The 23,953-nt window shown below is 31.8% G+C and carries 24 protein-coding genes and 1 pseudogene; 16 read left to right on the top strand and 9 right to left on the bottom strand.

All coding sequences use genetic code 11. The annotated features are described in order from the left end of the window. Positions 1-63: 63 nt before the first annotated feature. On the top strand, positions 64-1,506 hold the full coding sequence (locus ACP7BT_RS07840) for a sucrose-specific PTS transporter subunit IIBC (protein ID WP_041079226.1): 1,443 nt from the start codon (positions 64-66) through the stop codon (positions 1,504-1,506). Positions 1,507-1,720: 214 nt separating this feature from the next. Here ACP7BT_RS07840 and chrA read toward each other — a convergent pair whose 3' ends face one another. From chrA to ACP7BT_RS07810, 6 genes are all read right to left on the bottom strand, one after another. Next, entirely contained in the window at positions 1,721-2,884 is a 1,164-nt protein-coding gene (chrA, locus tag ACP7BT_RS07835) for a chromate efflux transporter (RefSeq protein ID WP_041079225.1), read from the bottom strand. 10 nt (positions 2,885-2,894) lie between these two features. Next, positions 2,895-3,197, bottom strand: coding sequence for a PadR family transcriptional regulator (locus ACP7BT_RS07830; RefSeq protein WP_041079224.1), 303 nt, complete (start codon positions 3,195-3,197; stop codon positions 2,895-2,897). Positions 3,198-3,952: 755 nt separating this feature from the next. Next, positions 3,953-4,348 carry an arsenate reductase (thioredoxin) gene (gene arsC, locus ACP7BT_RS07825; RefSeq protein ID WP_003756625.1) on the bottom strand — a complete coding sequence of 132 codons (396 nt, stop codon included), beginning with the start codon at positions 4,346-4,348 and terminating at the stop codon, positions 3,953-3,955. Positions 4,349-4,365: 17 nt separating this feature from the next. Beyond that, complete coding sequence (arsB, locus tag ACP7BT_RS07820; protein ID WP_162835587.1) at positions 4,366-5,658, bottom strand: arsenite efflux transporter membrane subunit ArsB; 1,293 nt, start codon at positions 5,656-5,658, stop codon at positions 4,366-4,368. Further along, entirely contained in the window at positions 5,655-5,969 is a 315-nt protein-coding gene (gene arsR, locus ACP7BT_RS07815; protein ID WP_000120603.1) for an As(III)-sensing metalloregulatory transcriptional repressor ArsR, read from the bottom strand. The genes arsB and arsR overlap by 4 nt, the downstream gene beginning before the upstream one ends. A 60-nt stretch (positions 5,970-6,029) precedes the next feature. Next, positions 6,030-6,629: a recombinase family protein gene (locus ACP7BT_RS07810; RefSeq protein WP_031588332.1), complete on the bottom strand. Its 600-nt coding sequence runs from the start codon at positions 6,627-6,629 to the stop codon at positions 6,030-6,032. A gap of 196 nt (positions 6,630-6,825) precedes the next feature. Here ACP7BT_RS07810 and ACP7BT_RS07805 point away from each other — a divergent pair, with 196 nt between their 5' ends. The 9 genes and pseudogenes from ACP7BT_RS07805 to ACP7BT_RS07765 all read left to right on the top strand — a co-directional run bounded on the left by ACP7BT_RS07805 (position 6,826) and on the right by ACP7BT_RS07765 (position 12,512). Continuing rightward, positions 6,826-7,026 carry a hypothetical protein gene (locus ACP7BT_RS07805; protein ID WP_031588347.1) on the top strand — a complete coding sequence of 67 codons (201 nt, stop codon included), beginning with the start codon at positions 6,826-6,828 and terminating at the stop codon, positions 7,024-7,026. 32 nt (positions 7,027-7,058) lie between these two features. Further along, positions 7,059-7,379 carry an ArsR/SmtB family transcription factor gene (locus ACP7BT_RS07800; RefSeq protein WP_031588348.1) on the top strand — a complete coding sequence of 107 codons (321 nt, stop codon included), beginning with the start codon at positions 7,059-7,061 and terminating at the stop codon, positions 7,377-7,379. An 89-nt stretch (positions 7,380-7,468) separates the two neighbouring features. Further along, positions 7,469-8,353 carry a permease gene (locus ACP7BT_RS07795; protein WP_041079216.1) on the top strand — a complete coding sequence of 295 codons (885 nt, stop codon included), beginning with the start codon at positions 7,469-7,471 and terminating at the stop codon, positions 8,351-8,353. A 19-nt stretch (positions 8,354-8,372) separates the two neighbouring features. Beyond that, positions 8,373-9,425, top strand: a pseudogene (locus ACP7BT_RS07790) (methyltransferase domain-containing protein). 24 nt (positions 9,426-9,449) lie between these two features. Beyond that, positions 9,450-9,593 carry a hypothetical protein gene (locus ACP7BT_RS07785; protein WP_088401729.1) on the top strand — a complete coding sequence of 48 codons (144 nt, stop codon included), beginning with the start codon at positions 9,450-9,452 and terminating at the stop codon, positions 9,591-9,593. A 39-nt stretch (positions 9,594-9,632) separates the two neighbouring features. Next, positions 9,633-9,923 carry a helix-turn-helix domain-containing protein gene (locus ACP7BT_RS07780; RefSeq protein ID WP_235304900.1) on the top strand — a complete coding sequence of 97 codons (291 nt, stop codon included), beginning with the start codon at positions 9,633-9,635 and terminating at the stop codon, positions 9,921-9,923. Beyond that, positions 9,889-11,103: a Mu transposase C-terminal domain-containing protein gene (locus ACP7BT_RS07775; protein WP_426303757.1), complete on the top strand. Its 1,215-nt coding sequence runs from the start codon at positions 9,889-9,891 to the stop codon at positions 11,101-11,103. The genes ACP7BT_RS07780 and ACP7BT_RS07775 overlap by 35 nt, the downstream gene beginning before the upstream one ends. After that, entirely contained in the window at positions 11,096-11,932 is an 837-nt protein-coding gene (locus ACP7BT_RS07770) for an AAA family ATPase (protein WP_031588352.1), read from the top strand. Before ACP7BT_RS07775 ends, ACP7BT_RS07770 begins: the two co-directional genes overlap by 8 nt. Positions 11,933-11,951: 19 nt before the next feature. Next, a complete protein-coding gene (locus tag ACP7BT_RS07765) occupies positions 11,952-12,512 on the top strand; it encodes a recombinase family protein (protein WP_041079213.1) in 561 nt (186 codons plus the stop codon). Positions 12,513-12,772: 260 nt separating this feature from the next. Here ACP7BT_RS07765 and ACP7BT_RS07760 read toward each other — a convergent pair whose 3' ends face one another. Together ACP7BT_RS07760 and ACP7BT_RS07755 are read right to left on the bottom strand one after the other, a co-directional pair. Beyond that, positions 12,773-13,711: a magnesium transporter CorA family protein gene (locus ACP7BT_RS07760; RefSeq protein ID WP_041079211.1), complete on the bottom strand. Its 939-nt coding sequence runs from the start codon at positions 13,709-13,711 to the stop codon at positions 12,773-12,775. A 76-nt stretch (positions 13,712-13,787) separates the two neighbouring features. After that, positions 13,788-14,393: a TetR/AcrR family transcriptional regulator C-terminal domain-containing protein gene (locus ACP7BT_RS07755; RefSeq protein WP_041079210.1), complete on the bottom strand. Its 606-nt coding sequence runs from the start codon at positions 14,391-14,393 to the stop codon at positions 13,788-13,790. A 158-nt stretch (positions 14,394-14,551) separates the two neighbouring features. Between ACP7BT_RS07755 and ACP7BT_RS07750 the strand changes: the two genes are divergently transcribed. The 6 genes from ACP7BT_RS07750 to ACP7BT_RS07725 all read left to right on the top strand — a co-directional run bounded on the left by ACP7BT_RS07750 (position 14,552) and on the right by ACP7BT_RS07725 (position 23,006). Further along, positions 14,552-15,841: a YhgE/Pip domain-containing protein gene (locus ACP7BT_RS07750; protein ID WP_041079209.1), complete on the top strand. Its 1,290-nt coding sequence runs from the start codon at positions 14,552-14,554 to the stop codon at positions 15,839-15,841. A 399-nt stretch (positions 15,842-16,240) separates the two neighbouring features. Next, positions 16,241-17,905, top strand: a complete 1,665-nt coding sequence (locus ACP7BT_RS07745) for a Na/Pi cotransporter family protein (RefSeq protein WP_041079207.1) — start codon at positions 16,241-16,243, stop codon at positions 17,903-17,905. A 161-nt stretch (positions 17,906-18,066) separates the two neighbouring features. Beyond that, positions 18,067-18,846 carry an SDR family NAD(P)-dependent oxidoreductase gene (locus ACP7BT_RS07740; protein WP_002482469.1) on the top strand — a complete coding sequence of 260 codons (780 nt, stop codon included), beginning with the start codon at positions 18,067-18,069 and terminating at the stop codon, positions 18,844-18,846. A gap of 249 nt (positions 18,847-19,095) precedes the next feature. Continuing rightward, positions 19,096-20,112, top strand: a complete 1,017-nt coding sequence (locus tag ACP7BT_RS07735) for an LLM class flavin-dependent oxidoreductase (RefSeq protein ID WP_002482470.1) — start codon at positions 19,096-19,098, stop codon at positions 20,110-20,112. Beyond that, positions 20,109-21,437: an LLM class flavin-dependent oxidoreductase gene (locus tag ACP7BT_RS07730; protein WP_002482471.1), complete on the top strand. Its 1,329-nt coding sequence runs from the start codon at positions 20,109-20,111 to the stop codon at positions 21,435-21,437. Before ACP7BT_RS07735 ends, ACP7BT_RS07730 begins: the two co-directional genes overlap by 4 nt. 84 nt (positions 21,438-21,521) lie before the next feature. After that, positions 21,522-23,006, top strand: coding sequence for a Na+/H+ antiporter NhaC family protein (locus ACP7BT_RS07725; RefSeq protein ID WP_041079205.1), 1,485 nt, complete (start codon positions 21,522-21,524; stop codon positions 23,004-23,006). Between the two features lie 178 nt (positions 23,007-23,184). Here the strand turns inward: ACP7BT_RS07725 and ACP7BT_RS07720 are convergent, their stop codons facing one another. After that, positions 23,185-23,949, bottom strand: coding sequence for a DeoR/GlpR family DNA-binding transcription regulator (locus tag ACP7BT_RS07720; RefSeq protein WP_041079204.1), 765 nt, complete (start codon positions 23,947-23,949; stop codon positions 23,185-23,187). Between the last annotated feature and the right edge of the window lie 4 nt (positions 23,950-23,953).

The raw sequence follows: 23,953 nt of genomic DNA, 5'->3' as shown, positions 1-23,953 counted from the left end.
GAACCGGTTACAATAAGGATAAAGATTTTTGGTACCGGTTCCATTTAATGAGGAGGGATTTAATTGAATTATAAAAAGTCTGCGGAAGAACTATTAAATGCAATAGGAGGAGAAGACAATCTAGACGCAATGGCGCATTGTGCTACGCGTTTACGACTTGTTCTTAAGGATGAAAGTTTAGTTGATGAGAAAGTATTGAATGATATGGATGTCGTTAAGGGAACGTTTTCAACAGGTGGTCAATATCAAATTATTATTGGCTCTGGTACTGTCAATAAAGTGTTTAATGAATTAGAAAACATAACAGGTAAAGAAGCTTCTACAACTTCTGAAGTGAAAGCACAAGGTAATAAAAATATGAATCCATTTCAGCGATTTGTCAAAATGTTATCGGACATTTTTGTACCAATCATACCGGCAATTGTAGCTGGTGGTCTATTAATGGGTATTAATAATATTTTAACAGCACCAGGTATTTTTTATGATGGTCAATCATTAATTGACGTACATAACCAGTTTAAAGGGCTAGCTGAGATGATCAATGTCTTTGCTAATGCACCATTTACATTGTTACCTATATTAATAGGTTTTAGTGCTGCGAAGCGGTTTGGAGGCAACGCCTTTCTTGGTGCAGCTTTAGGGATGATATTGGTACATCCCGATTTAATGAATGCCTATGATTATCCGAAAGCTGTAGAAGAAGGTAAGGCAATCCCTCACTGGAATCTCTTTGGTTTAGACATTAACCAAGTTGGTTATCAGGGGCAAGTGCTTCCTATGTTAGTGGCTGCATATATTCTTGCGACAATTGAAAAAGCACTACGTAAAGTAGTACCAACTGTCTTAGATAATTTACTTACGCCATTATTATCTATATTAGTTACTGCATTTGTTACATTTTCATTTGTAGGACCAATTACACGGACATTAGGCTATTGGTTGTCAGATGGTTTAACATGGCTGTATGAATTTGGTGGTGCGATTGGCGGTCTGATTTTCGGATTATTATATGCGCCTATTGTAATTACTGGTATGCATCATAGCTTTATTGCGATTGAAACACAGTTGATTGCAGATAGTGCTTCAACAGGTGGGTCATTTATTTTCCCAATTGCGACAATGTCGAATATTGCGCAAGGTGCAGCAGCACTAGCAGCTTTCTTTATTGTTAAAGAAAATAAAAAACTTAAAGGCGTCGCATCTGCAGCGGGTATATCAGCATTATTAGGTATTACCGAACCAGCTATGTTTGGTGTTAACTTAAAACTTAGATATCCTTTTATTGGTGCGATAGTAGGTTCAGGTATAGGAGCAGCCTATATATCTTTCTTTAAAGTGAAAGCAATCGCGTTAGGTACGGCAGGAATCCCTGGTTTTATTTCTATAAGTGGCCAACATAATGGCTGGTTACATTATGGGATAGGCATGTTAATCGCCTTTATCGTAGCATTTGGATTAACATATGGGCTATCTTATAGAAAAGGGAATAAAGCCATTTCAAAATAGCTAAAAGTTGTTATAGATTACAAGTTGAAAACATTGTCAGTTTTGGAGTTATATGGCACAAATTTTGTTCTTTAAATGGCATAAATAATATTAAATAAATTAATATTGTCTATAGTGTTTAGTTTATAAAGTTATAAAAGGAGCCTGGGATTTATGTCCCAGACTCGTATAGAATATAAGTATTTTAATTATTGTTTATATTCATTGATTTATATTAATAAAATAAAACACCTAAAATAATACCTATCAAAACAATAGCCCAAGAAGGTAATTTAAAATACATTAATAATATGAACAATGAGCTGGCTAAAGCAAAATCTAATTCTGATTTAATCGTTGAAGTCCAAATTGGGTTATAAAAAGCAGCAATAAGAATACCGACTACGCCTGCACTTATCCCTTTTAAAAATCCTTCAGCATAAATATTAGATTTAATATTATCCCAGAATGGCAAAATTCCAAATAACAAAAGAAATGCTGGTAGGAAAATAGCAATAGTAGCCAAAATTGCTCCTCCAATCCCTTCCATAGACATACCAATGTATGAAGCAAACGTAAATAACGGTCCGGGTACAGCTTGAGCAGCAGCATAACCCGTTATGAAGTTATCGGGTGATATTAATCCTGATGGTACAAACTCATTTTTCAATAAAGGTAAGACAACATGTCCTCCTCCAAAAACTAAAGAACCTGATCTATAAAAACTATCAAACATTTTTAACCATAGATTATTTGTCATAGAACTAGCGATAGGTAATACAATTAATAGTAAAAAGAATAATAATAATGAAACAAAACCTAATTTTTTAGGTAACTTAAATGATTTGTTTTTTATTTTGGTTCTATCTGTTGATGTTTGTTTTAGAAAGATGAGACCATATACACCAGTTATTGATAGTGCAATGACTTGTATATAAAGATTATTTATTACTAACGATAATATAAGAACAAATAATGCTAATGCAATAGTGGTTTTGGTATTTGTTAATTTTTTGCCCATTCCTATAATAGCTTGGCCTACAATAGCAACAGCTACTAGTTTTAAACCTTGCATCCAAGTGAAACTTACATCACTATTTGTAAATAGCGCTGAAAAAATCATTAGTATAATTACAGATGGGAGCGTAAATCCGATAAATGAGATAATACCTCCTCCGATGCCGGCTCTTATAGTTCCTATACCAATACCTACTTGGCTACTTGCAGGGCCAGGTAAAAACTGGCATAGTGCTACCAAATCAGAATACTCTTTTTCATCAAGCCATTTTCTTTTTTTTACATATTCATCATAAAAATAGCCTAAATGGGCAGTAGGTCCACCGAATGATAATAAACCAAGTTTTAATGCAACAAAAAAAATATTTATATATTTATACATAAAGGTCTCCTTATATTTCGTTGGTTAACTCTTTTAATTTTTCTCTAGATTCTTCTAAAAACTTTTCACCTTCTGGAGTTATTGAATAGTATTTTCTATTTTTTCCATTTACAGTTTTCGTGGTACTTTTTAAAAGGTTCTCGTTTTCTAGTGTATGGAATATTGGATAAAGGGTACCAGGACTCATATTATAACCATGTTCTTCTAATTCTTTAATCATCCAAGCCCCATATATTTTATCTTCTTTTGCATGATGTAATATATGGATATAGATAAATCCTAAAAATAGTTTTCGTTGTATTTTACTTTTCAATATATCTCTCCTTACTTAAAATCGAATTACGATATCGCAATTCGATTTTAATATGTGTAAATACTCTTGTCAATTAATTTATTAAGTTTGAAATCAGTGAAGTAGTAGTAAAAAACATCAAGTATCTACTTGATGTTTTTACTAAAATCTTTAATTGTATTACCTATTTCATCTCTAACACGTTGGTGCCACTTTACTTGATATATGAGAATATTTTTACTTAATAAATAAGAAAGAGAAATGCAATTTGAACATTGCAATTCTCTTCTCTCTATTTTGGACTATTTAGTTTAAGTGACGAATACTATACTTATGAATCATATTTTTTATTGGTTCCAGATTTTGAACATCAGTAGTTACAGACACATAACAATCTGGACGTACCAGAAAGGCCGAATTTTCTTTAATACCTTTTACAAATATCTTTTACTGATATTTCATCAAAGTTATATGTATTCAATAAGCTTACTAAAGCACTTTCTATCTTTTCTCTTGATTTTATTATACGTATATCTGTTATTTTTTCATCCAAAGTATTCCACTCCTCGGGTATTAAAATTATTCAACTAACATAATTAACAAGATATCTTTTAATAAATATTATACATTATTATAGAGAGTGTACAGAAAATAACCATTTTCTGTACACTCTCTTTTTATATCTATATATATGTCAGTTTTGGAGTTATATGGCACAAATTTTGTTCTTTAAATGGCAAAACACCTCTTATTAACTAAATAAGAGGTGTTTATGATTATCTCAATTTAAACTTTTCTATAGCTAATTTAATCTCGTCTCTAACACGTTGGAATTCTGACCATTCTTTACCTGCTGGATCATCAAAACCCCAATGCTCTTTTTTAACGTTTGGTGGTAAAATAGGACAATTATCGTCTGCATCACTACATAACGTTACGACCAAATCTGATTGTTTTAAAATATCATTATCAATCAAGTCTGACGTATGGTTTGATATATCAATATCTACTTCTTTCATAGCTTCTATTGCTTTAGGATTAACACCATGTGTTTCAATACCAGCAGAATAGACATTCCAACCTTCACCCAATATTTCCTTTCCCCAACCTTCAGCCATTTGGCTACGACAAGAGTTTCCTGTACATATAAAATAAATTGTTTTCTTATCCATAATTAAAGCCCCTTTTCTTAAAATATGATTAGTGTAAGGTATAAACCTAAGAGTGTTACAAATAGGACTGGAATAGTGATGATAATTCCAGTTTTAAAGTATGTTCCCCACGAAATCTTCACACCTTTTTGTGTTAAGACATGTAGCCACAATAATGTTGCTAAAGAACCAATTGGCGTAATTTTAGGTCCTAAATCAGAACCTATGACATTCGCATAAACCATGCCTTCTTTTAATATTCCTGTAGCACTGGATTGGCCAATCGCTATTGCATCTATTAAAACAGTTGGCATGTTGTTCATAATCGAAGATAAGAAAGCAGCTATAAAGCCCATACCCATGATGTTGCTAAATAACCCATAATTTGAAATGTTTGTTAAAACATCCCCAAGGATCGTTGTAATACCTACATTTTTTAGTCCAAACACAACAAGATACATACCAATAGAGAATACAACGATATTCCATGGTGCACCTTTAATCACTTGTTTTGTATGAACTGCTTTAGATTTACGAGCTAATATTACAAAGATAAAAGCAATAATACCAGCAATAATTGATACAGGAATTTGGATAAACTCGCTAACAAGATATCCAACGAGTAGTACTGCTAATACTATCCATGAAAGCTTAAATAACTTAGAATCTTTAATTGCACTTTTAGGATCTGATAGATTTTCTGTATCGAACGTTTTAGGTATGGATTTTCTGAAATATAACCATAAAACGAGAATACTAGCAATCAGAGAGAATATATTAGGAATGATCATTCGGCTAAAATATTCAATAAATCCAATATCGAAGTAATCTGCAGAAACGATATTAACTAAGTTACTTACAATTAAGGGAAGTGATGTAGTATCAGCAATAAAACCACTGGCAATAATAAAGGGGAAAATCACTTTTTGATTAAATCCTAGATTCCTTACCATCGCTAATACAATAGGCGTTAAGATTAAAGCTGCACCATCATTTGCGAAAAATGCTGCTACAATTGCCCCAAGTAACATAATAAAAACAAACATTTTTAAGCCATTACCGTTTGAAGCCTTGACCATATGTATCGCAGACCATTCAAAAAAACCAATTTCATCTAATATTAATGAAATAAGAATAACAGCCACAAAAGTTAAAGTTGCATTCCAAACAATACCTGTTACTTCTAATACATCAGAAAGACTTACGACTCCTGTAATGATGGCAACAACAGCTCCAATTAAAGCTGTAATACCAATATCTAAACCTTTTGGTTGCCAAATCACAAAGGTTAAAGTTAAAAGAAAAATTACAATTGCTAAAATAGTCATCAACAGTCACCTGATTTCACATTTTTACATACACATCTTTGATTAGATGTATTAATGATGTTCAAGTTTTGGATAATATCATCTAAAATAGCATGATTAAGTTGATACCAATGTTTATTGCCGTCTTTTCGTGTTGTAACTAATTCATTATCTACTAATGACTTCATATGATGACTTAGTGTAGGTTGTGAGAATTGAAAGTGTTCTAATAAGTCACAAGCGCATAGCTCACCACAAGAAAGTAAATCTAATATTTCTAACCTACTTGGATCTGATAAAATTTTTAATATTGTTGATAGTTCTTTATAAGACATGAATAAACCTCCTAGACATTAAATAGATTAACATCTATATAGATTATTGTCTATGTTATTTTATTTACTATTTTTTATTCTATATATAGTTTGACGTGTAATACCAACTTCTTTAGCTATAGTACTTATAGATTTACCCTGTTCAAGTAATTCAACAACTCGGTAATAAACTAAACGCTTTTGTGGGTCTTTAGCATTGGGAGAATACAGAACAGGTCTCCCTTTATATATACCTTTTTCTTTGGCGACTTGAATCCCTTGAGCTTGTCGACGTTTACTTTCATTTCTTTCTTGTTCTGAAATCATTGCTAAAATTTGAATAATTAAATCTTTCATAAATTTATCTAGTAGTGGATTTCCAATGACTTCATTCATCATAGGTAAACTCGTTATCATGAGCTGAACTTCTTTATCTTTTAAGTAATTAACTGTTTGAATTATTTCCTCGTAATTTCTTCCTAGTCTATCAATAGATTCAACAATTAAACGATCTCCCATTCTTAAAAAATTTAATACTTCTTGAAAAACAGGTCTGTTTTCTATAGATTTACCTGATTGTTTTTCTGTGAAAATTTTCTCAGCACCAAAAGATTGCAAATTTTCAATTTGCCTATCTAAATTTTGATCAATGGTCGAAACTCTTGCATAACCAACTATCATTTTTAGCACCCCTTTTTCATACACCCTAATCATACAAACGAAAATAGCATTTTACAAGTATTTTTTATTGTTCGATTAGGGTAAACCCTAAATAACAGAATTTAATAACTTGCAAAAGTTGCATTAATAATTTATAGTTAATACATCAAAAAAAATTGATGTATTGTTTTAGTATTTTATAAAGGAGTTCGATTTTATGAGAATAAATCATGCAGGTACATTATCTGTTGATTATTTTGTTAGCTACTTAAATCTAATTATGATATCAAGAGAAGTTTCTTTAAAAGAAGCTATATCATATATGAAAAATGAGTTCTTTAAAGGTGAACCTGACATGTATGGTAAAATAACAAAAACTCATTTTAATCAAGCAATACAAGAACTCAAACAAAAATAGAAATATCTATATATAAGAGAGGTGATTATTTAATGGAAATTATTCAGTCCAGTCCTAATAGAACTGAGGAAGAACAATTAGACTTTTATGAACAGATGTTTAATGCGCTAGCTGATAAAATCAGACTTAAAATTCTACATTCAATACGTCAAAGTGATTCAAAATCTTTATGTGTTTGTGATCTAGAAGAATTATTAGCATTAAAACAATCTAAACTTTCCTATCATTTAAAAAAATTAGTAGATGCAAATATTCTTATTGCTGAAAAGCATGGCACATGGAATTATTATAAAATTAATGAGCAACAAATACAGGTGGTTTTAAAAGAAGATACTTGCTGTAAGATACTTTAAGTATCTTCTTTTTAACATAGAATTAATCAATTTTTTTTGATTATTATATCAAGAAAAGTTGATTAAATAAATTCGGAGGCGTTATACTAATGGTAGATTCAATTATGGAATTCATAAAAACATTTCTGATGTTATTTTTTGAATTATTATTACTATTTATAGTAGTGAGTTTTATAGTAAGTCTGATTCAACAAGTTGTTTCAGAAGAAAAAATTAAAAAGCTTTTGAGCAAACCTAATAAAGCCGTCAATTATATATTAGGTATGATATTTGGTGCTGTTACACCATTTTGCTCTTGTTCAACTATTCCAATACTTGCAGGTCTATTAAATTCCAAAGTTCCTTTTGGTCCAGCAATGAGTTTCTTAATTGCTTCACCGTTAATGAATCCATTAATGATATTTATGTTATGGGCATTATTAGGGTGGAAAGTAGCTGTTGTTTATTTTGTAGTACTAGCAATTTTCAGTATTTTAACAGGTTTAGTGTTTTCAAAAATGAATTTAGCTGAAAGTTATAAAGGGGTCAATGTTAAAGGTGATGGCTTTTTTGCTAATAAATCAGGATCTCGTTTTAAACAAGCATTAAACGATGCGTGGGCATTTTTATACCCAATGTTACCTTATCTATTTATTGGTGTATTTATTGGCGCCTTTATATACGGATTCATACCTGAAGAATTTATAACTAAGTATGCAAGTGGTGATGGTTTTATATCGGTCTTTATTGCTTCTGTTATCGGTATCCCTATGTATATCAGACCAGAAACAATGTTACCTATAGCCGAAGCATTAGTATCAAAAGGTATGTCGCTAGGAACAGTAGTAGCATTAATAATTGGTGGTGCTGGCGCAAGTATTCCAGAAGTCGTATTGCTATCTAAGTTATTCAAGAAAAAATTTGTAATATCATTCGTTATCGCAATTTTAGTTGTAGCCATTGCTACAGGACTAATTGTTAATATGATTATTTAAATTTAAGGGGGATAAATTAATGAATCCAGAAACGTCAGTAATTAATAGATATGGAAATGCTGCAAAAAATCATGAAGAAAATTTATGTTGTCCAGTAGAGTATGATACGAAATACTTAAAAATCATACCCGATGAAATCATAGAAAAAGATTATGGCTGTGGCGATCCTTTAGGTAAGATTCAAGAAGGAGATACCGTTTTGGATTTAGGTTCTGGCGGAGGAAAAGTTCCTTATATAGTTTCTCAAATTGTCGGTGAAACAGGTAAAGTTATTGGCGTAGATATGAATGATGATATGTTAAATCTTGCTAAAAAATATCAAAATCAAATGATTGAAAAAATTGGTTATGACAATGTAAGTTTTTATAAATGAAAGATTCAAAATTTAAAATTAGATTTAGAAGTATTAGATAAATATTTACAAGAGCACCCTGCTAGAGATTTAGGTACTTATCAATCTATCAATCAATATATTAATTACTTAGAAAACGAAATGACTATGATAAAAGATAATAGCATAGACGTGGTTATATCTAACTGTGTTCTAAACTTAGTTTCAACTGAAGAAAAAGAGGAACTTTTCAAGGAAATTTATCGTGTTTTAAAAGATGGTGGAAAAGCCGTTATCTCAGATATTGTTTCTAGCGTAGAAGTACCAGAACAATTGAGACAAGATGAAGACTTGTGGAGTGGTTGTTATTCAGGCGCTATTGAAGAAAAATCTTTTATTGAAGCTTTCGAAAATGTAGGATTTTACGGTGTAGAAATAGATAAACGTGAAAGTACATGGACTACTATAGAAGGTATTGATTTTAGAAGCATGACGATTATAGCTCATAAAGGTAAAGAAGGTCCTTGTATTGATAAAGGACAATCTGTTATATATAAAGGTCCATTTAAACATATTGAAGATGATGATCATATATTTGAGCGTGGAGAAAGAACTTTTGTATGTGAAAAAACACTTAATATATTAAAACAGTCGCCTTATAAAGATGTTTTTGAATTTATCAATGAAAATGAAGAAGCTATTGATATAGAAGAATGTTGCGACACATCATGTGGTTGCTAAATAACAATTAAAGGAGGTGTTAAAATGGAAAAAAACGCATTTAAAAAAGCTATTTCTAAATTAAAACCTAAAGAGCAAGCTTGTTGTTCCGTTGAAATTGAAGAAAATAAAGAGAGTAAAAAAGAGAATACAAGTAAAGATCAACAGAATAATAAAGGCTGTTGTTAATGGCGTATCATTAACAATTAAATTAGGGAGCATAACAGTATGCTTCCTTTTTTTAATGGAGGTGCTGAAATGATTCAAAATTTAGCTGACTTTACAGAAGAAGAACGTAAAAAAGCTATGGAAAGATATCGTGTCCTTGAACCTTATTTAAAAAACTTAAAATCAGTTAGAACAGTTAGCAAATCAGCAAAAATACCAAAGCGTACGCTTTATAATTGGATTAATAGATACAAAAATGATGGATTAGCTGGCCTTACAGATAAAACGAGAAAAGATAAACATCGAATAAAGATAGATGGAGATATTATCAATTTTGTTCAGAACGAGTAATTTCAGTAACAGAGGAATTTCTATAGCTTCTATATATCGCAAAACAAAGCAGTGGTGTAACAATAAGAGGATTCCTGAACCTAGTTATTACCAAGTTTATAATATTATTAAGCGAATACCTGAAAACTTAAAAGCTTATTCAAATATGAACTCAAAAAAGTATGCTGAAAAATACGATGGTATATTTTTACGTGAGTGCCAACGTCCCAATGAAATTTGGCAAGCTGATCATACTATGTTGGATATAGAAGTATTAAATGAAAAGAATGAAATTGAAAGACCTTGGTTAACAATTGTTTTAGATGATTATAGCAGAGCAATTGCAGGTTTCAGAATAGAGTTTGGATCACCAGACACTGAAAGAACAGCACTTGTTCTAAGACAAGCAATATGGAAAAAAGGAAATTCAAATTGGCCAATTTGTGGCATACCAGAAAAATTCTATACTGATCATGGCAAAGATTATACCTCAGAACATATGCAACAAGTATCAGCTAACCTCAAAATAGAACTGATATATTCCAAAATAGGTATACCAAAAGGCAGAGGAAAAATAGAACGTTTTTTTCAAACAGTTAATTTAATGTTTCTTCAATTACTTCCTGGTTATACAAAAAGTAAAAAGTCAAGAAAACATCTTACTTTGGAAGAGTTTAATAATAAGTTTGAGCACTTTATAATAAACGAATATCATTATCGTAAACATGGAACAACAAAAGAAAAACCGATGCAGAAATGGAATCAACCAGACTTTCTCCCACAATTACCTGAATCTAGAGAATTATTAGATTTACTATTATTAACTACAAGCAAACCTAGAAAAATACACAAAGATGGTATCTATTTTAAAGGACTAAGGTATTTTTCTACTAACCTCATTGCTTATATAACAGAAGAAGTTTTTATAAGATATGATCCTCAAGATATTTCAGAAATTCGAGTCTATTTAAACAATCAATTTTTAAGTATTGCATATTGCAGTGATTTAGAAAACCAAAGTATAAGTATAAAAGAAATCGAAAGACTAAGAGCAAATAAAAAAAGAGAGTTAGGAAAAAGTATTACTCGTACACGTCACCTCGTTCAAAATCTTAATCGTCCCAAACTATCAAATGAAGAATTAAGTAATAACGCAAAACAAGTTAAAAAGTCAAAACTAAAGAGGTATAAAAATGACTAATAAAACTTTTGTTGAAACAAAGCAGTACCGTCGATTTGAAGAATTTTGTGATAATTGCGCTAAGTATAAATATATGGGGGTTTGTTACGGAAATCCCGGTGTAGGTAAAACATTTTCTGCACAATATTATGCAAATTGGGACTATGTAAACCCAATCATTACTAATTATCAAAAAGCTGATGATAAAGGAAGTAATGTACATGATGATCAATTTCTAAATTGCAAAACCATTTTTTATACTGCCCCTCCTGTTAGACCTTCAAGAATTTATAAAGAATTATTAAACTTGGCTAGTGAATTAACATTAGGGAAAATTGGATATCGATCATTAAAAAGACAAGAGGAATTTAACGGATTAGAAGAACTTGTTAGATTACAACCAAGTAATTATGAAATTGATTTAATTATTATTGATGAAGTTGATAGACTAAATTATAAAACACTAGAGATTATTAGAGATATTTATGATCAACTTGATATTGGTGTTGTTTTAATCGGTATGCCAGGTATAGAAAAACGATTGTCAAGGTATCCTCAATTATATTCCCGTATTGGTTTTAGTCATCAATTTGAAAAATTAAGCAACGATGAATTAAAACACGTTTTAGAATATAGGTGGGAGGAGCTTTCCTTACCTTTAAGTTATGAGGATTTTGAAGATTATGAATCTATTAATACGGTAATAAAAATTACGAATGGTAATTTTAGATTAGTACAAAGATTATTTTCTCAAATTATACGAATTATGGAGATTAACGAATTGAATAAAATAAATGTTGAAGTGATAGAAACTGCTAGAGATGGCTTACTAATAGGAGAAAATGAGTAATTTGAAAGGGCTGTAGTATATGAGAAAAATAGGATATGCACGTGTACCTTATACTGACCAAAATTTAGATGTTGAGATAACTCATTTGTTAATCAATGGATGTGATTTAGTTTTTTCTGAGAAAGTAAATATTTATAGTAAAAACCAAATAGAACTTAAAAGTTGTTTAGAAGAATTAAAAGAGAATGATATTTTAGTTATAAATGACTTAAAAACTTTGGGATTAACGCCAAAACAGTTTATGGACTTCATAGATAACGAAATAATATCGAAAAACCTCCATTTAGAAGTACTTAATCTGAATATAAAGACTCAAAATGAATATGGGCAATACTTTATTAGAGTATTCCAAATGTTGCTAGAATCCGAAAAAGTTCTAGTGCAAGAGAGAACGTCAAATGGTTTGAAAGCCGCTAGAGAAAAAGGTCGAAAAGGAGGACGACCTCAAAAAGTTGAAAAAAGCCAAAGGTATTATATTAAACAACTATATGATAGTGATAAATATACAGGTGAAGAAATTGCTCAAATGACGGGATTAAGTAGGAGTTCCATTTATAGAATAATTAAAGAAATGTTATAAAAGAAAGCAGGTAAACAGTTATATAATTGTCTACCTGCTTTGCGCCATTTAAAGCACAAAATTTGTGCCATATAACTCCAAAACTGACAACATAAACTAAGAAAACGGTAATTTCTATTGAAATAAAATAGAAACTACCGTTTTCTTTATTACTCTAAAAATGAACGAACCTTTTTGATCATATAAGTACTTAAATATTCATATGAAATCATATTTGAAAATGAGGATTGTGTATTTAATTACTACATTTTAATTAAGAATCATAACTTTTGTTTTCGCCATAAAAATGCGCCGACAATTGATACAATGATAAGTGAAATGCCGATCACAATAATCCATGAGATGTAACTGTGATCATTGATTGGTAAGGGGACGTTCATCCCAAAAAAGCTAAATACTAATGTTGGTAAAGTTAAAAATACTGTGAAAAGCGTTAACGTCTTCATGGTATTGTTCATTTCATTTGAAAGTAAGGAAGCATATGATGTTGTAATACTTTCTAAGATATCTGTATAAAGTCTTGTTGTTTCTAATGCTTGGTTATTTTCTATAACTAAATCTTCTAATATATCCTCGTCTTCATCAAAACGTTTAATGGCTGGCAACCTAAATAATTTTTTGATTATGCTTTCGTTTCCTTTTAGCGCGGCTAAAAAATAGACTAAACTTTTTTCTACTTCCATTAAATTATATAACTGTTTGTTTGTGACGTTATTTTTTAGGTCACGTTCTATACGTAGACGCGTTTTATTAAGTAATCTCAAGTTTCTGTTATAGTGATTTGAAATGGTCAATAATATATTTAATGCAAAACGACTGTGAAAATGTAAGTTAATATTTTGGCGTGCAAAATTATCAAGAAATTCATTTTCTACATTACAAACAGTAATAATCTTTTTATTACCGATAATAATACCTAAAGGAATCGTAATAAATGACAATACTTTCAAGTTTGTGTCATTAACAACAGGTAAATCTAGTATGATAAGCGAGTAGCGTGTATCGTCATCGTAATCTACACGGGCGCTTTCTTCTGAATCTAGTGGATCGCGAATGAAATCTTCAGGAATATCATAACGATTGATTAAAGTTTCTATTTCTTCCCAATTTGGATCAACAACATTTATCCATGAAGCGGTTTGATCTAATTCAGTATGAACAATTTCTTGGGTTTGTGAATGCTTGTAAGCAGTTATCATAAGACAATGATGTCCTTTCTTTGAAATTCTTTTTAATGTTAGCGAAGAAACATGATATTGACAAGCATACAATTCATTATTTTAATTGTCCGTTTGCCATTAAGCGCAATGGACCATTAAAAATAATTTTAAATAAGTAGCCAACGACAATGTCAGGTTCCTTTCTATTTGTATCTTGAACCCAGTGTTTAATAAAAGAAATCGTAGCACCAAAAACATAACTATGAAAGTAATCTAACGGTATACCAGAAATGCTATGGTCATCATTAACATTCTTAGACATATTCTCAAACATGAGTTCTGATATTTTTTCTTCTATATGACTCTTTCGCTCTAATTTAAAAATAATTTGATAAAACTCGATATTTTTATTGATATAAATCATGATATTTTTTAGCACTTTCTCTGAAAAGACTTTAGCGAAAGCTTCAATGTTGAGCCCTCTTGTCATATCTTTGTAGAAAAGCATATCATCTGCTAAATCACTGATATACTCATCTTCCATATCTGAAAGTAAAATATATTTATCTTCATAATGTAAATAAAAAGTGCCACGGTTAATATCTGCTAATTCTGTGATATCTTGTATCGTGATTTTTTCTAAATCTTTTTTATTTAATAATTGAATGAATGCATTTTTAATTGCTTGTTTCGTTTTACGAACACGTCGATCTTCAATCATATATTGTCAACTCCTTGTACGTTAATAGACAATTTAAGTAAAAATGTTCAAAAACGGACATAATGGCTATCATTGCATATTGTTTATTGAAACAATCTCATTATAATAAACAAAGTAGTTATTAATCAACAAGGTGTTTAAGAAGGAGGTAAGTTAATATGAATATTTTTAAAAGTAAATTATTATGGATTGCACCTATAGCAATTCTAATCATACTTGCAATTTTTTCAATTGCATTTTATCCAGCATATAATCCAAAACCTAAGGAATTACCAATAGCAATCGTTAATCATGATGAAGGTACTTCTATACAAAATAAAGATATTAATATCGGGAAAAATTTAGAGGATAAACTCTTAGATAGTGATTCTGATACAGTAAAATGGGTAAAGGTTGATAATGAAAAAGACGTACGAAAAGGACTAGACGAACGAAAATATTATGGCGCAGCGATTTTCGAAAAAGATTTTTCAAAACATGCTATGAGTCAAACTCAAAAAGTAGTGATGGATAGCAAAAAACAAGAAATGCAAGATAAAGTTAAATCAGGTGAAATACCACCAGAACAAGCCAAACAAATGCAAAGTCAAATGGCTAAATCAGGTGCTTCTCAAGATATTATAGTTAAACGTGCAGAGTTTAAAACGATAACTAATAAGGGTGCAAATATGCAGGCATCTCAAATTTCATCTAATGTACTAAAAGGTATTGGTGACAATTTAAATAAACAAATCACGCAACAAAGTTTAGATACTTTAGAAAAGCAAGATGTAAAAGTGAGTGCTAATGAAATTGAAGCACTGACAAATCCTGTAAAAGTAGCTGATAAACAAGTGCACAAAGTGAAAGATCATCAAGGTAATGGTAATGCTTCTTTCTTAATGTTTATGCCAGTGTGGATCAGTTCAATTGTGGCATCAATCTTGTTATTCTTTGCCTTTAGAACATCTGACAATATTAAAATTTCTCACCGTTTAATTGCATCTTTAGGTCAATTAGGTGTGGGTGTACTTACAGCATTTATTGGTGGCTTTGGCTATGTTTACTTTATGTCCGCCGTACAAGGGTTTGATTTCCCTGACATTAATAAAATAGCCGTATTTGTCTCAATTGCACTGTTAGGATTTATTGGACTTATTTTAGGTGTAATGACTTGGTTAGGTATGAAATCTATACCAATATTCTTTATTGCAATGTTCTTTAGTATGCAATTAGTTATGTTCCCTAAACAAATGCTACCTAAGTTCTATCAAGATTATATTGTAAGTTGGAATCCATTTACACACTATGGTGAGTACTTAAGAGAATTACTTTATATGAATCAACCGTTAGAAATGAATGCTACAATGTGGATGTTTGTAGGATTTATCATCTTTGGTATTGTATCTTCTATTAGTGCTGCTATGATAAGAAAACATAGTGGTAAACGTACTGAAATTCCGTCATAAAAATAAATATAATAAATTTTTGAGTCTGAGACATCTATTGATACCCAGGCTCTTTTTTTTGTTTACGTAAAAAATTGGAGAAAGCACTTATCATTATGTGTCACTTCAATTGATAACATGATGACAGTCATAAACGTAAAGCGGCATCAATAAAAATAAGCAAGTTTTAAATTTGAGTCGATACTAAAAAAATCGATTAGGATTTTTAATATTAATTAAAATAATCAATAAGGTAAAGTTCGATTGCGCCAGTCTTTTAAGGAAATTTATTATCTCCTTGCAATATGATTACAAATTTATTGACTAACTTACCTTATATTTTAATATTTGTTTAACATTGACTTAACAAAAATTAGATACAATTAACATGGTTTACAAATAATTCAAAGAGGTGTAATGATGGATTCTTCAGTAATGGAGATTATTTTTACTTTTATAGGTGGTTTAGGTATATTTTTATACGGAATTAAACAAATGGGTGATGGTCTACAGGCAGCTGCGGGTGATCGTCTTAGAAACATTTTAAATACATTTACAAGTAATCCAATCATGGGTGTACTTGCCGGTATGATTGTAACGATTTTAATTCAAAGTAGCTCGGGAACTACTGTAATTACAATTGGGCTAGTAAGTGCAGGGTTTATGACCATGCGTCAAGCAATAGGAGTAATCATGGGTGCCAATATAGGTACGACGGTTACAGCATTTATTATAGGTATAGACATTGGTGCTTATGCGCTTCCTATTTTAGCTATTGGTGCATTTTTAATGTTCTTTATTCAAAAACGTAAAGTGAAAAATATAGGGATGATCCTATTTGGTTTTGGTGCATTGTTTTATGGCTTAGAACTGATGAGTGGCGCAGTTAAACCTTTAGCTGATTTAGAAGGTTTTAAACAATTGATGTTGGATATGTCTTCTAATCCAATTTATGGCCTTATCGCAGGAACAATATTGACTGTAGTTATTCAGAGTTCAAGTGCAACAATCGGTATTTTACAAGGCTTTTTTGCAAATGACTTGATTAGTTTACATGGCGCATTACCAGTTTTACTTGGTGATAATATAGGTACGACGATCACTGCAGTATTAGCGAGTCTTGCTGGCTCACTGGCAGCTAAACGTGTTGCAGCGGTGCACGTCATGTTTAATGTTATAGGCGCATCTATATTCTTAATTATACTGCCACTATATCAAATGGCTATTGAATGGATGCAAAGTCTGCTCAACTTAAAACCGGAAATGGTTATTGCTTTTGCACATGGTACATTCAACGTTACCAATACATTAATACAATTACCGTTTATTTTTGTACTCGCATGGGTAGTGACTAAAATTGTTCCAGGTGAAGATTTAAATGAAAAATATAAACCTAGAAATTTAGACAGAAATCTTATTAATAGAGCACCGAGCATTGCTCTCCAAGAGGCTCAAGAAGAAATTCAAAATATTGGGCACATGACATTTTCTATGCTTAAGAATGTAAATGAATATGATGATAAAAAAGAAAGAGACATCATGCATAAACACGCGGCTATAGATAATATGAATGATAATGTACGTCAATATTTAACTAAGATATCTGAAAAGAAATTATCTAAAAAAGATGCGGAAAGAATGACGGTACTTCAAGATGTAAACCGAACAATATTGAAAGTGGCAGGATTATCTGAAGCTTATTTATTAGATAAGAAAAAAGAACAAACGAATCAAGTTCAAATTTCTGAAAAAGCAGAAGCGAGTATCAATCGATTGTATGATCATGTAACGACATCTTTTGACAAAACAATCGATATGTTTGATGTCTATGACAGGGTCAAACGAGATGAAATTGTGAAAATAAGTAATGAGTCTTATCGTTTAGAGCATGATTTAAGGAAAAAACATATTAAGAGACTAAGTTCAGGTGAGTGTACACCAGAAGGTGGTTTATTATATCTTGATATGATAGGTATATTAGAACGTATCGGTTATCATTCGAGAAATATTTCAGAATCAATGATAGACATCGATGAAATTGAGACAAATGAAGAGACGGAACATGCATTAGAATGGTCACATTAAATTACGTTTAATGAGGTGAATGTGGGACTGGAATCACTTTTAGAAACTGTGATGCCGGTCTCACTTTATTATTTTTAAATTTAGTAAGCGTTTGCACTATCTTAATTAATTATTTTATCCTACAATTAGTAATAACATAAGGAAATAATGGAGGTTACAATATGAGTGTTTTCGATAAGTTTAAATTAGATAACCAAGTGGCAATTGTTACGGGTGGTGCTTCTGGATTAGGTAAAGCTATGGGTAAAGGGTTAGCCGAAGCGGGCGCAAACTTAGTCATTGCTGACATAAATTTAGAATTGGCCAAGGAGACAGCTGCTGAATTTGAAAATGAAACAGGTAACAAAGCAATCGCATGTAAAGTAGACGTTACAAGCATATCGGATGTTGAACAAATGGTTACAGATGTCGTGGATACATTTGGCCGTATTGATATTTTATTTAATAATGCAGGTATTAATGAACATGTTAAATTTGAAGATATGCCATACGATCGTTGGGTAAAAAATATGGATGTAAATATTAACAGTATGGTATTAGTCTCACAAGTAGTTGGTAAAGTGATGATAGAACAGAAAAAAGGATCAATTATTAATACATCTTCAATGTCAGGTATTATAGTGAATACGCCACAACCTCAAGCTGCCTATAATACATCGAAAGGTGCTGTCATTATGTTTACGAAAAGTTTAGCAAGTGAATGGGCTGAACATGGTATTCGTGTAAATTCTATTGCACCAGGATACATGAAGACAGAACTTACAAAAGATTATTTCGCACAAGGCGGAGATATGATTGATACATGGATGAAATTCACACCACTTGGTAGACCAGGTGTTCCAGAAGAATTACAAGGTGCTGCATTATATTTAGCGTCTGATGCTTCATCGTTTGTGACTGGAAGTGTTGTTACAATCGACGGCGGTTATACAGCGTTATAGTATAGATTATTTAAATTCATATATGCGAGTGTTGGTAAGGTCTATTCAATATACCAACCAACAATATTTATAAATAAATGAAACTATATAAGACAGGTCATTAATCAGATATGAACGTGAATTAATGACCTGTCATTATTGTTATTTTAAATCCTTATTAAAACGATAGGAATACTTGACAAATATGCGAGACAGGCATAGTATTACTATTAATATAATATTCAGAAAATTGATTGGGAGGGTTCATGTATGACATCAATGAGTATTTTAGATCAAAGTCCAATAGATACTGATGAAACTGTTAGGGATGGTATCGCACGTACAGTTGAATTAGCTCAACTTGCCGATACAGAAAATTACACAAGATACTTTGTTGCAGAGCATCACAATATACCTGAAGTCGCTGGAACGAGTCCAGAAATATTAGTGACACATTTACTAAATCAAACGAAACGTATTCGAGTGGGATCGGGCGGCGTTATGTTACAACACTATAGTCCGTTTAAAGTGATTGAGCAATTTCATTTGATTAGCAATATTGCACCTGGAAGAGTGGATTTAGGTATAGGAAAAGCGCCGGGTGGTTTTCCTTTAGCAACTCAAGCATTACAATCTGAATTAAAATCTCCGCAAACAACTTTTAACGAAAAATTTCACTTATTAAATCGTTTTAATAAAAATGATTTCACAGATGAAGAAGCATATAGTCAGCTACAAACATCTATACGTAATAATGAAATTCCGTCACCAGAACTTTACTTACTTGGAGGAAGTGAAAATTCAGCACAATTTGCTGCTGACGAAAAAGTAGGTTTTGTATATGCATTTTTTATTAATTCTAATATTGACGTGTTACATCAGTCGATTAAAGCATATAAAGCACAATATCCTGAGGGAAGAGTTATCGTGGGTGTAGCTACAGTAGTGACTGAAAGTGAATCAGATAAGGCTTTGGTAGAAGAAGGGCGCACAAATTATGCTCTTCATTTCAAAGACGGTCGGAAAATTACAGTCAATACGAAACAACAATTAGACACATTTACAGAACAAAGTACGGAAACATTTGAAGTTGAAACTAAAAAAATTGAAGTATTAGATGGTTCAGCAAGCGAAGTAAAACAACAATTGCAACAATTAAATGTCGATGGATTGATAGATGAATTTATGTTACACATACCGGTTCGAAATCATGAATTACGAATGAAAACAGTTAAACAAATGTCACCTGCAAAGCATGTGATTAACGAGAAAGAAGGGATAGTATGACTAAAGGAAAAATAGATTTTGGAATTATGCTTAACGGGCCAGGTAGTCATATGCATGCTTGGAAATCGAATGAAGTGCCTGATGATGCGAGTACAAATTTTGATTTTCAGTTGGAAATTGCTAAGAGAGCAGAAGCAGCAGGTTTTAGCTTTGTATTTGTTGCCGATGGGTTATATATACATGAGAAATCGATACCTCATTTTTTAGATCGACATGAACCACTTACATTGCTGGCTGCCCTTGCACCAGTTACAAAAAATATCGGTTTAGTAGGGACAATTTCAACGTCTTATAGTGAACCATTTACAGTAGCACGTCAGTTAGCAACAATAGATAGAATTAGCCATGGACGTGCAGGTTGGAATGTAGTTACATCACCACTTGCAGGTAGTGCAGATAATTATAGTAAAGGTGACCATCCGGAACACGATATTAGATATGATATTGCCGAAGAGCATATTCAAGTAGTTCAAGGCTTATGGGATTCATATGAGGACGATGCATTTACTTTTGATGTGGAAAAAGGTGAGTATTTTGATAAAGATAAAATGCATACTTTAGATTACAAAGGTAAGTATTTTCAGGTCAAAGGTCCACTAAATGCAAGCCGTTCTGAACAAGGTCAACCGGTCATTTTCCAAGCTGGTGCATCTCCGAAAGGTCAGGCTTACGCAGCTAAATATGCGGATGCAGTATTTACGTTAGGTGAATCCAAAGAAATCGCTCAAAGCAATTATGATAGTATCAAAGCGCAAGCAAAAGCATTTGGACGTAATCCTAATGAAGTGAAAGTATACCCTATATTAGCACCGATTATTGGTGAAACTGAAAATGAAGTTGAATCTCGATTTGAGGAAATAAAATCATTAGCTAATATTGATGAGGCGTTAGATTATTTAGGAAGATATTATGATCATCATGATTTTAGTCAATATGATTTAGACGCGCCATTCCCAGAGCTTGGCGAAGTTGGACAAAATAGTTTCCGTGCTACTGCAGATGCGATCGCAGCTCGCGCTAAGGAACATCAGCTTACTTTACGAGAAGTTGCCTTAGAAGAAACTGTCCGCCGTTCTCCATTCATGGGCACATATGAAAAGGTTGCCGATTTAATTATTGAATGGTTTGAAGATGGTGCAGCAGATGGCTTTATATTTGGACCACATATTTATGGTGCGGTTTATGATGAATTTATCAATCATGTCTTACCGATATTAGAACAAAAAGGTTATTATACTCAGGAGTATCAAGGTGATACATTACGTGATCACATAGGTATTCCATTTAAAGAAAATAGATATAGTCAGTCACATGTAACGCAATAATTAAATATACGTACTTATATAGATAGACACATCTATGTTATATACAGTTGTGTCTATTTTTTATTATAAAAGGAGTGAATCCGTATGTCAGAATCAAGCACAACATCATATCAAAATGGCAGTAATCAAAATGTAAATCAGACTTCTGATCATATAGCAGTAAAGACTAAGAAAAAATTCGAATTTCCTCACGTTTTATTAATCATGTTAATCATGATGATGTTTGCTTGTTTCTTGACCTATATTATTCCTGCAGGTGCATTTGATACTAATAAAGATGGTTCAATTATTCAAGGCACATATCATGCTATTGATCAAAATCCAGTGAATCCAATTTATGCTATAACACTCATTTTAAACGGCGGTATTCAATCAGCACAAACAGTAACCTTATTACTGTTTATCGGTGGTGCAATGGGAGGTATATTATATCTTGATTCTGTAAAAAAATTAACGAATTATATGATTTATCGCTTTGAACATGCCGGCGCATTGCCACTTATTATTGGCTTATTTTCATTAATGGCATTTATTGGTTTCTTTATTGGTGGAGATCAAATGATTGTATTTGTAACATTAGGTGTCATTTTAGTGAATCGATTGAAACTAGATCCAATCATGGCATTAGCGATTACCTTTTTACCATTGTACATGGCTTTTTCAGTATCTCCATCCGGTATGGCAAAGATAGGACAAATTGTATATCCTGAGGTTGCATTATATTCGGGTTATGGTGGAAGAGCAATTATGTATGGCGTATTCTTAATTGTTACTTTATTGTATGTTATTTGGTATGCAAGAAGAGTAATAAAAGATCCCAGTAAAAGTGTGATGAATACAAGTGAATGGCGACAAGATATAACTCAAACAGCGCATCATGAAATGGCTACCGAGGATAGACAAGTCAATTGGAGAGACAGTATCGTCGTTGCATTAGTTGTCTTAACGCCAATTGTCTTAGCTTTAGGAAATGGTTTGTTTAGCTGGACAGAAAAGTACGGAAATGGTGTATTTATTACTATATTCGGAATAAGTTTTGTATTGGCTTATATTGTAAAAAGCAAAACGCCTAGCGAAATGGTCGACGGATTTTTAGAAGGTGCAAAGCCAATGTTGGTCGTTGCGTTTGCTATTATCATGGCGAATACGATAAGTGTTATTTTGGAAAAAGGACAAATTCTTAGCACGATTGTTCACACACTTACAACACAACTTGATGGTGCATCTTCAGGTATTGTTTCTGTAATCGTATTTTTAGTGGCAACGGTCTTTAACTTCTTAGTTCCATCAGGTTCAGGTCTTATGAGTGTCATGGTACCGATATTACAACCGGTAACAGACACATTAGGTGTTAATGATCAAATTTTATTAACTTCTTTATCTTTTGGTGGTGGGCTAGGAAACTTAATTACGCCTACTTTAGGTGCTACGATAGGTGCCATTGCGATTGCTAAAGCAAACTTTGGCTCATGGTTCAAATTTATGATACCACTATTCATCGTATGGCTAGTAGTTGGTTCCATCGTACTTTATATATTTACAGCTGTTGGTTGGTCAGGTGGCGTATAACTGAAAATTGAATCATATGGATTATAGAAATGAAAAGCGCCCTACAAAGTTTGCATTTATGCATGTCTACTTTGTAGGGCGTTTTATATGTCGCGAATTATTTAGTGATCACGTTTGTAAGATGTTGAAATTAAAAATATACCATATGCATGTGCGATTCAGTGAAACTTCATTATTGTTATTGTGCAACGGTTACTGAAAACGGAACATGTTTAAGCCATTTATGTTCTGGCTTTTCATCCGTAATGACTTCATTAATATCAGATATTTTCGCAAAGGAAAGTGTTGAAGAAACACCAAATTTACTTTTATCAATGAGAGCGATGACGTTTTCACTTTCTTGTACCATTTGTTTTTTTAATTGTACTTCAGGTAATGAAAAATCAGTTAATCCATTTTCTAACGTAAAACCATTTGCAGATAAAAAGAAATAGTCAATGTGGTACATTTCTAGAATTTGAGAATCGATATTCCCAGTTATCGCGTTTGAATCTTGTGAAACAAAACCACCAACTACGAGAACGGTTAAATGTGGATTTTCTTTTAATAGTACGGCATTTTCTAGACCATTTGTAATAATTGTCAGTTCCATCGTAGTTTCTGCAAGTAATTTGGCGAGTTCATAAGTAGTCGAACTTGCATCAATCATAATACATTGTTGCGGTTTGATTTTTTTTAAGGCGGACTTACTTATTTTATATTTTTCACCGTGTTTTTGTGTTAAACGATAAGAAAAGTTAAATTTAGAGCCTACATTTTCTGTGACTTTAGCGCCACCATGTGTACGTGTTAATTTATTTTCACTTTCTAGTCTCCGTAAATCACTTCTTACTGTTGCTTCAGTAACACTTAAGTAATCAGATAGTTGTTTTACTGTTGCGCGTTTATGAGATTTAATATACGAATATATATGTTCTCTGCGTTCATCTGCATACATTTTCATGTGC

The organism is Staphylococcus sp. Y174-1 (genome assembly GCF_049897865.1).
GTDB classification, from domain to species: domain Bacteria; phylum Bacillota; class Bacilli; order Staphylococcales; family Staphylococcaceae; genus Staphylococcus; species Staphylococcus saprophyticus.
Note: the sequence above shows the minus strand (reverse complement) of the source record. Positions and strands in the feature narration are given on the sequence as shown.

Excerpts from the sequence above, each read along its gene's own strand:
- chrA (WP_041079225.1), bottom strand. The coding sequence starts at position 2,884 with ATGTATAAATATATAAATATTTTTTTTGTTGCATTAAAACTTGGTTTA.
- arsC (WP_003756625.1), bottom strand. The coding sequence starts at position 4,348 with ATGGATAAGAAAACAATTTATTTTATATGTACAGGAAACTCTTGTCGT.
- arsR (WP_000120603.1), bottom strand. The coding sequence starts at position 5,969 with ATGTCTTATAAAGAACTATCAACAATATTAAAAATTTTATCAGATCCA.
- ACP7BT_RS07810 (WP_031588332.1), bottom strand. The coding sequence starts at position 6,629 with ATGATAGTTGGTTATGCAAGAGTTTCGACCATTGATCAAAATTTAGAT.
- ACP7BT_RS07805 (WP_031588347.1), top strand. The coding sequence starts at position 6,826 with ATGAGAATAAATCATGCAGGTACATTATCTGTTGATTATTTTGTTAGC.
- ACP7BT_RS07800 (WP_031588348.1), top strand. The coding sequence starts at position 7,059 with ATGGAAATTATTCAGTCCAGTCCTAATAGAACTGAGGAAGAACAATTA.
- ACP7BT_RS07795 (WP_041079216.1), top strand. The coding sequence starts at position 7,469 with ATGGTAGATTCAATTATGGAATTCATAAAAACATTTCTGATGTTATTT.
- ACP7BT_RS07785 (WP_088401729.1), top strand. The coding sequence starts at position 9,450 with ATGGAAAAAAACGCATTTAAAAAAGCTATTTCTAAATTAAAACCTAAA.
- ACP7BT_RS07780 (WP_235304900.1), top strand. The coding sequence starts at position 9,633 with ATGCTTCCTTTTTTTAATGGAGGTGCTGAAATGATTCAAAATTTAGCT.
- ACP7BT_RS07775 (WP_426303757.1), top strand. The coding sequence starts at position 9,889 with ATGGAGATATTATCAATTTTGTTCAGAACGAGTAATTTCAGTAACAGA.
- ACP7BT_RS07770 (WP_031588352.1), top strand. The coding sequence starts at position 11,096 with ATGACTAATAAAACTTTTGTTGAAACAAAGCAGTACCGTCGATTTGAA.
- ACP7BT_RS07765 (WP_041079213.1), top strand. The coding sequence starts at position 11,952 with ATGAGAAAAATAGGATATGCACGTGTACCTTATACTGACCAAAATTTA.
- ACP7BT_RS07760 (WP_041079211.1), bottom strand. The coding sequence starts at position 13,711 with ATGATAACTGCTTACAAGCATTCACAAACCCAAGAAATTGTTCATACT.
- ACP7BT_RS07755 (WP_041079210.1), bottom strand. The coding sequence starts at position 14,393 with ATGATTGAAGATCGACGTGTTCGTAAAACGAAACAAGCAATTAAAAAT.
- ACP7BT_RS07750 (WP_041079209.1), top strand. The coding sequence starts at position 14,552 with ATGAATATTTTTAAAAGTAAATTATTATGGATTGCACCTATAGCAATT.
- ACP7BT_RS07745 (WP_041079207.1), top strand. The coding sequence starts at position 16,241 with ATGGATTCTTCAGTAATGGAGATTATTTTTACTTTTATAGGTGGTTTA.
- ACP7BT_RS07740 (WP_002482469.1), top strand. The coding sequence starts at position 18,067 with ATGAGTGTTTTCGATAAGTTTAAATTAGATAACCAAGTGGCAATTGTT.
- ACP7BT_RS07735 (WP_002482470.1), top strand. The coding sequence starts at position 19,096 with ATGACATCAATGAGTATTTTAGATCAAAGTCCAATAGATACTGATGAA.
- ACP7BT_RS07730 (WP_002482471.1), top strand. The coding sequence starts at position 20,109 with ATGACTAAAGGAAAAATAGATTTTGGAATTATGCTTAACGGGCCAGGT.
- ACP7BT_RS07725 (WP_041079205.1), top strand. The coding sequence starts at position 21,522 with ATGTCAGAATCAAGCACAACATCATATCAAAATGGCAGTAATCAAAAT.
- ACP7BT_RS07720 (WP_041079204.1), bottom strand. The coding sequence starts at position 23,949 with ATGAAAATGTATGCAGATGAACGCAGAGAACATATATATTCGTATATT.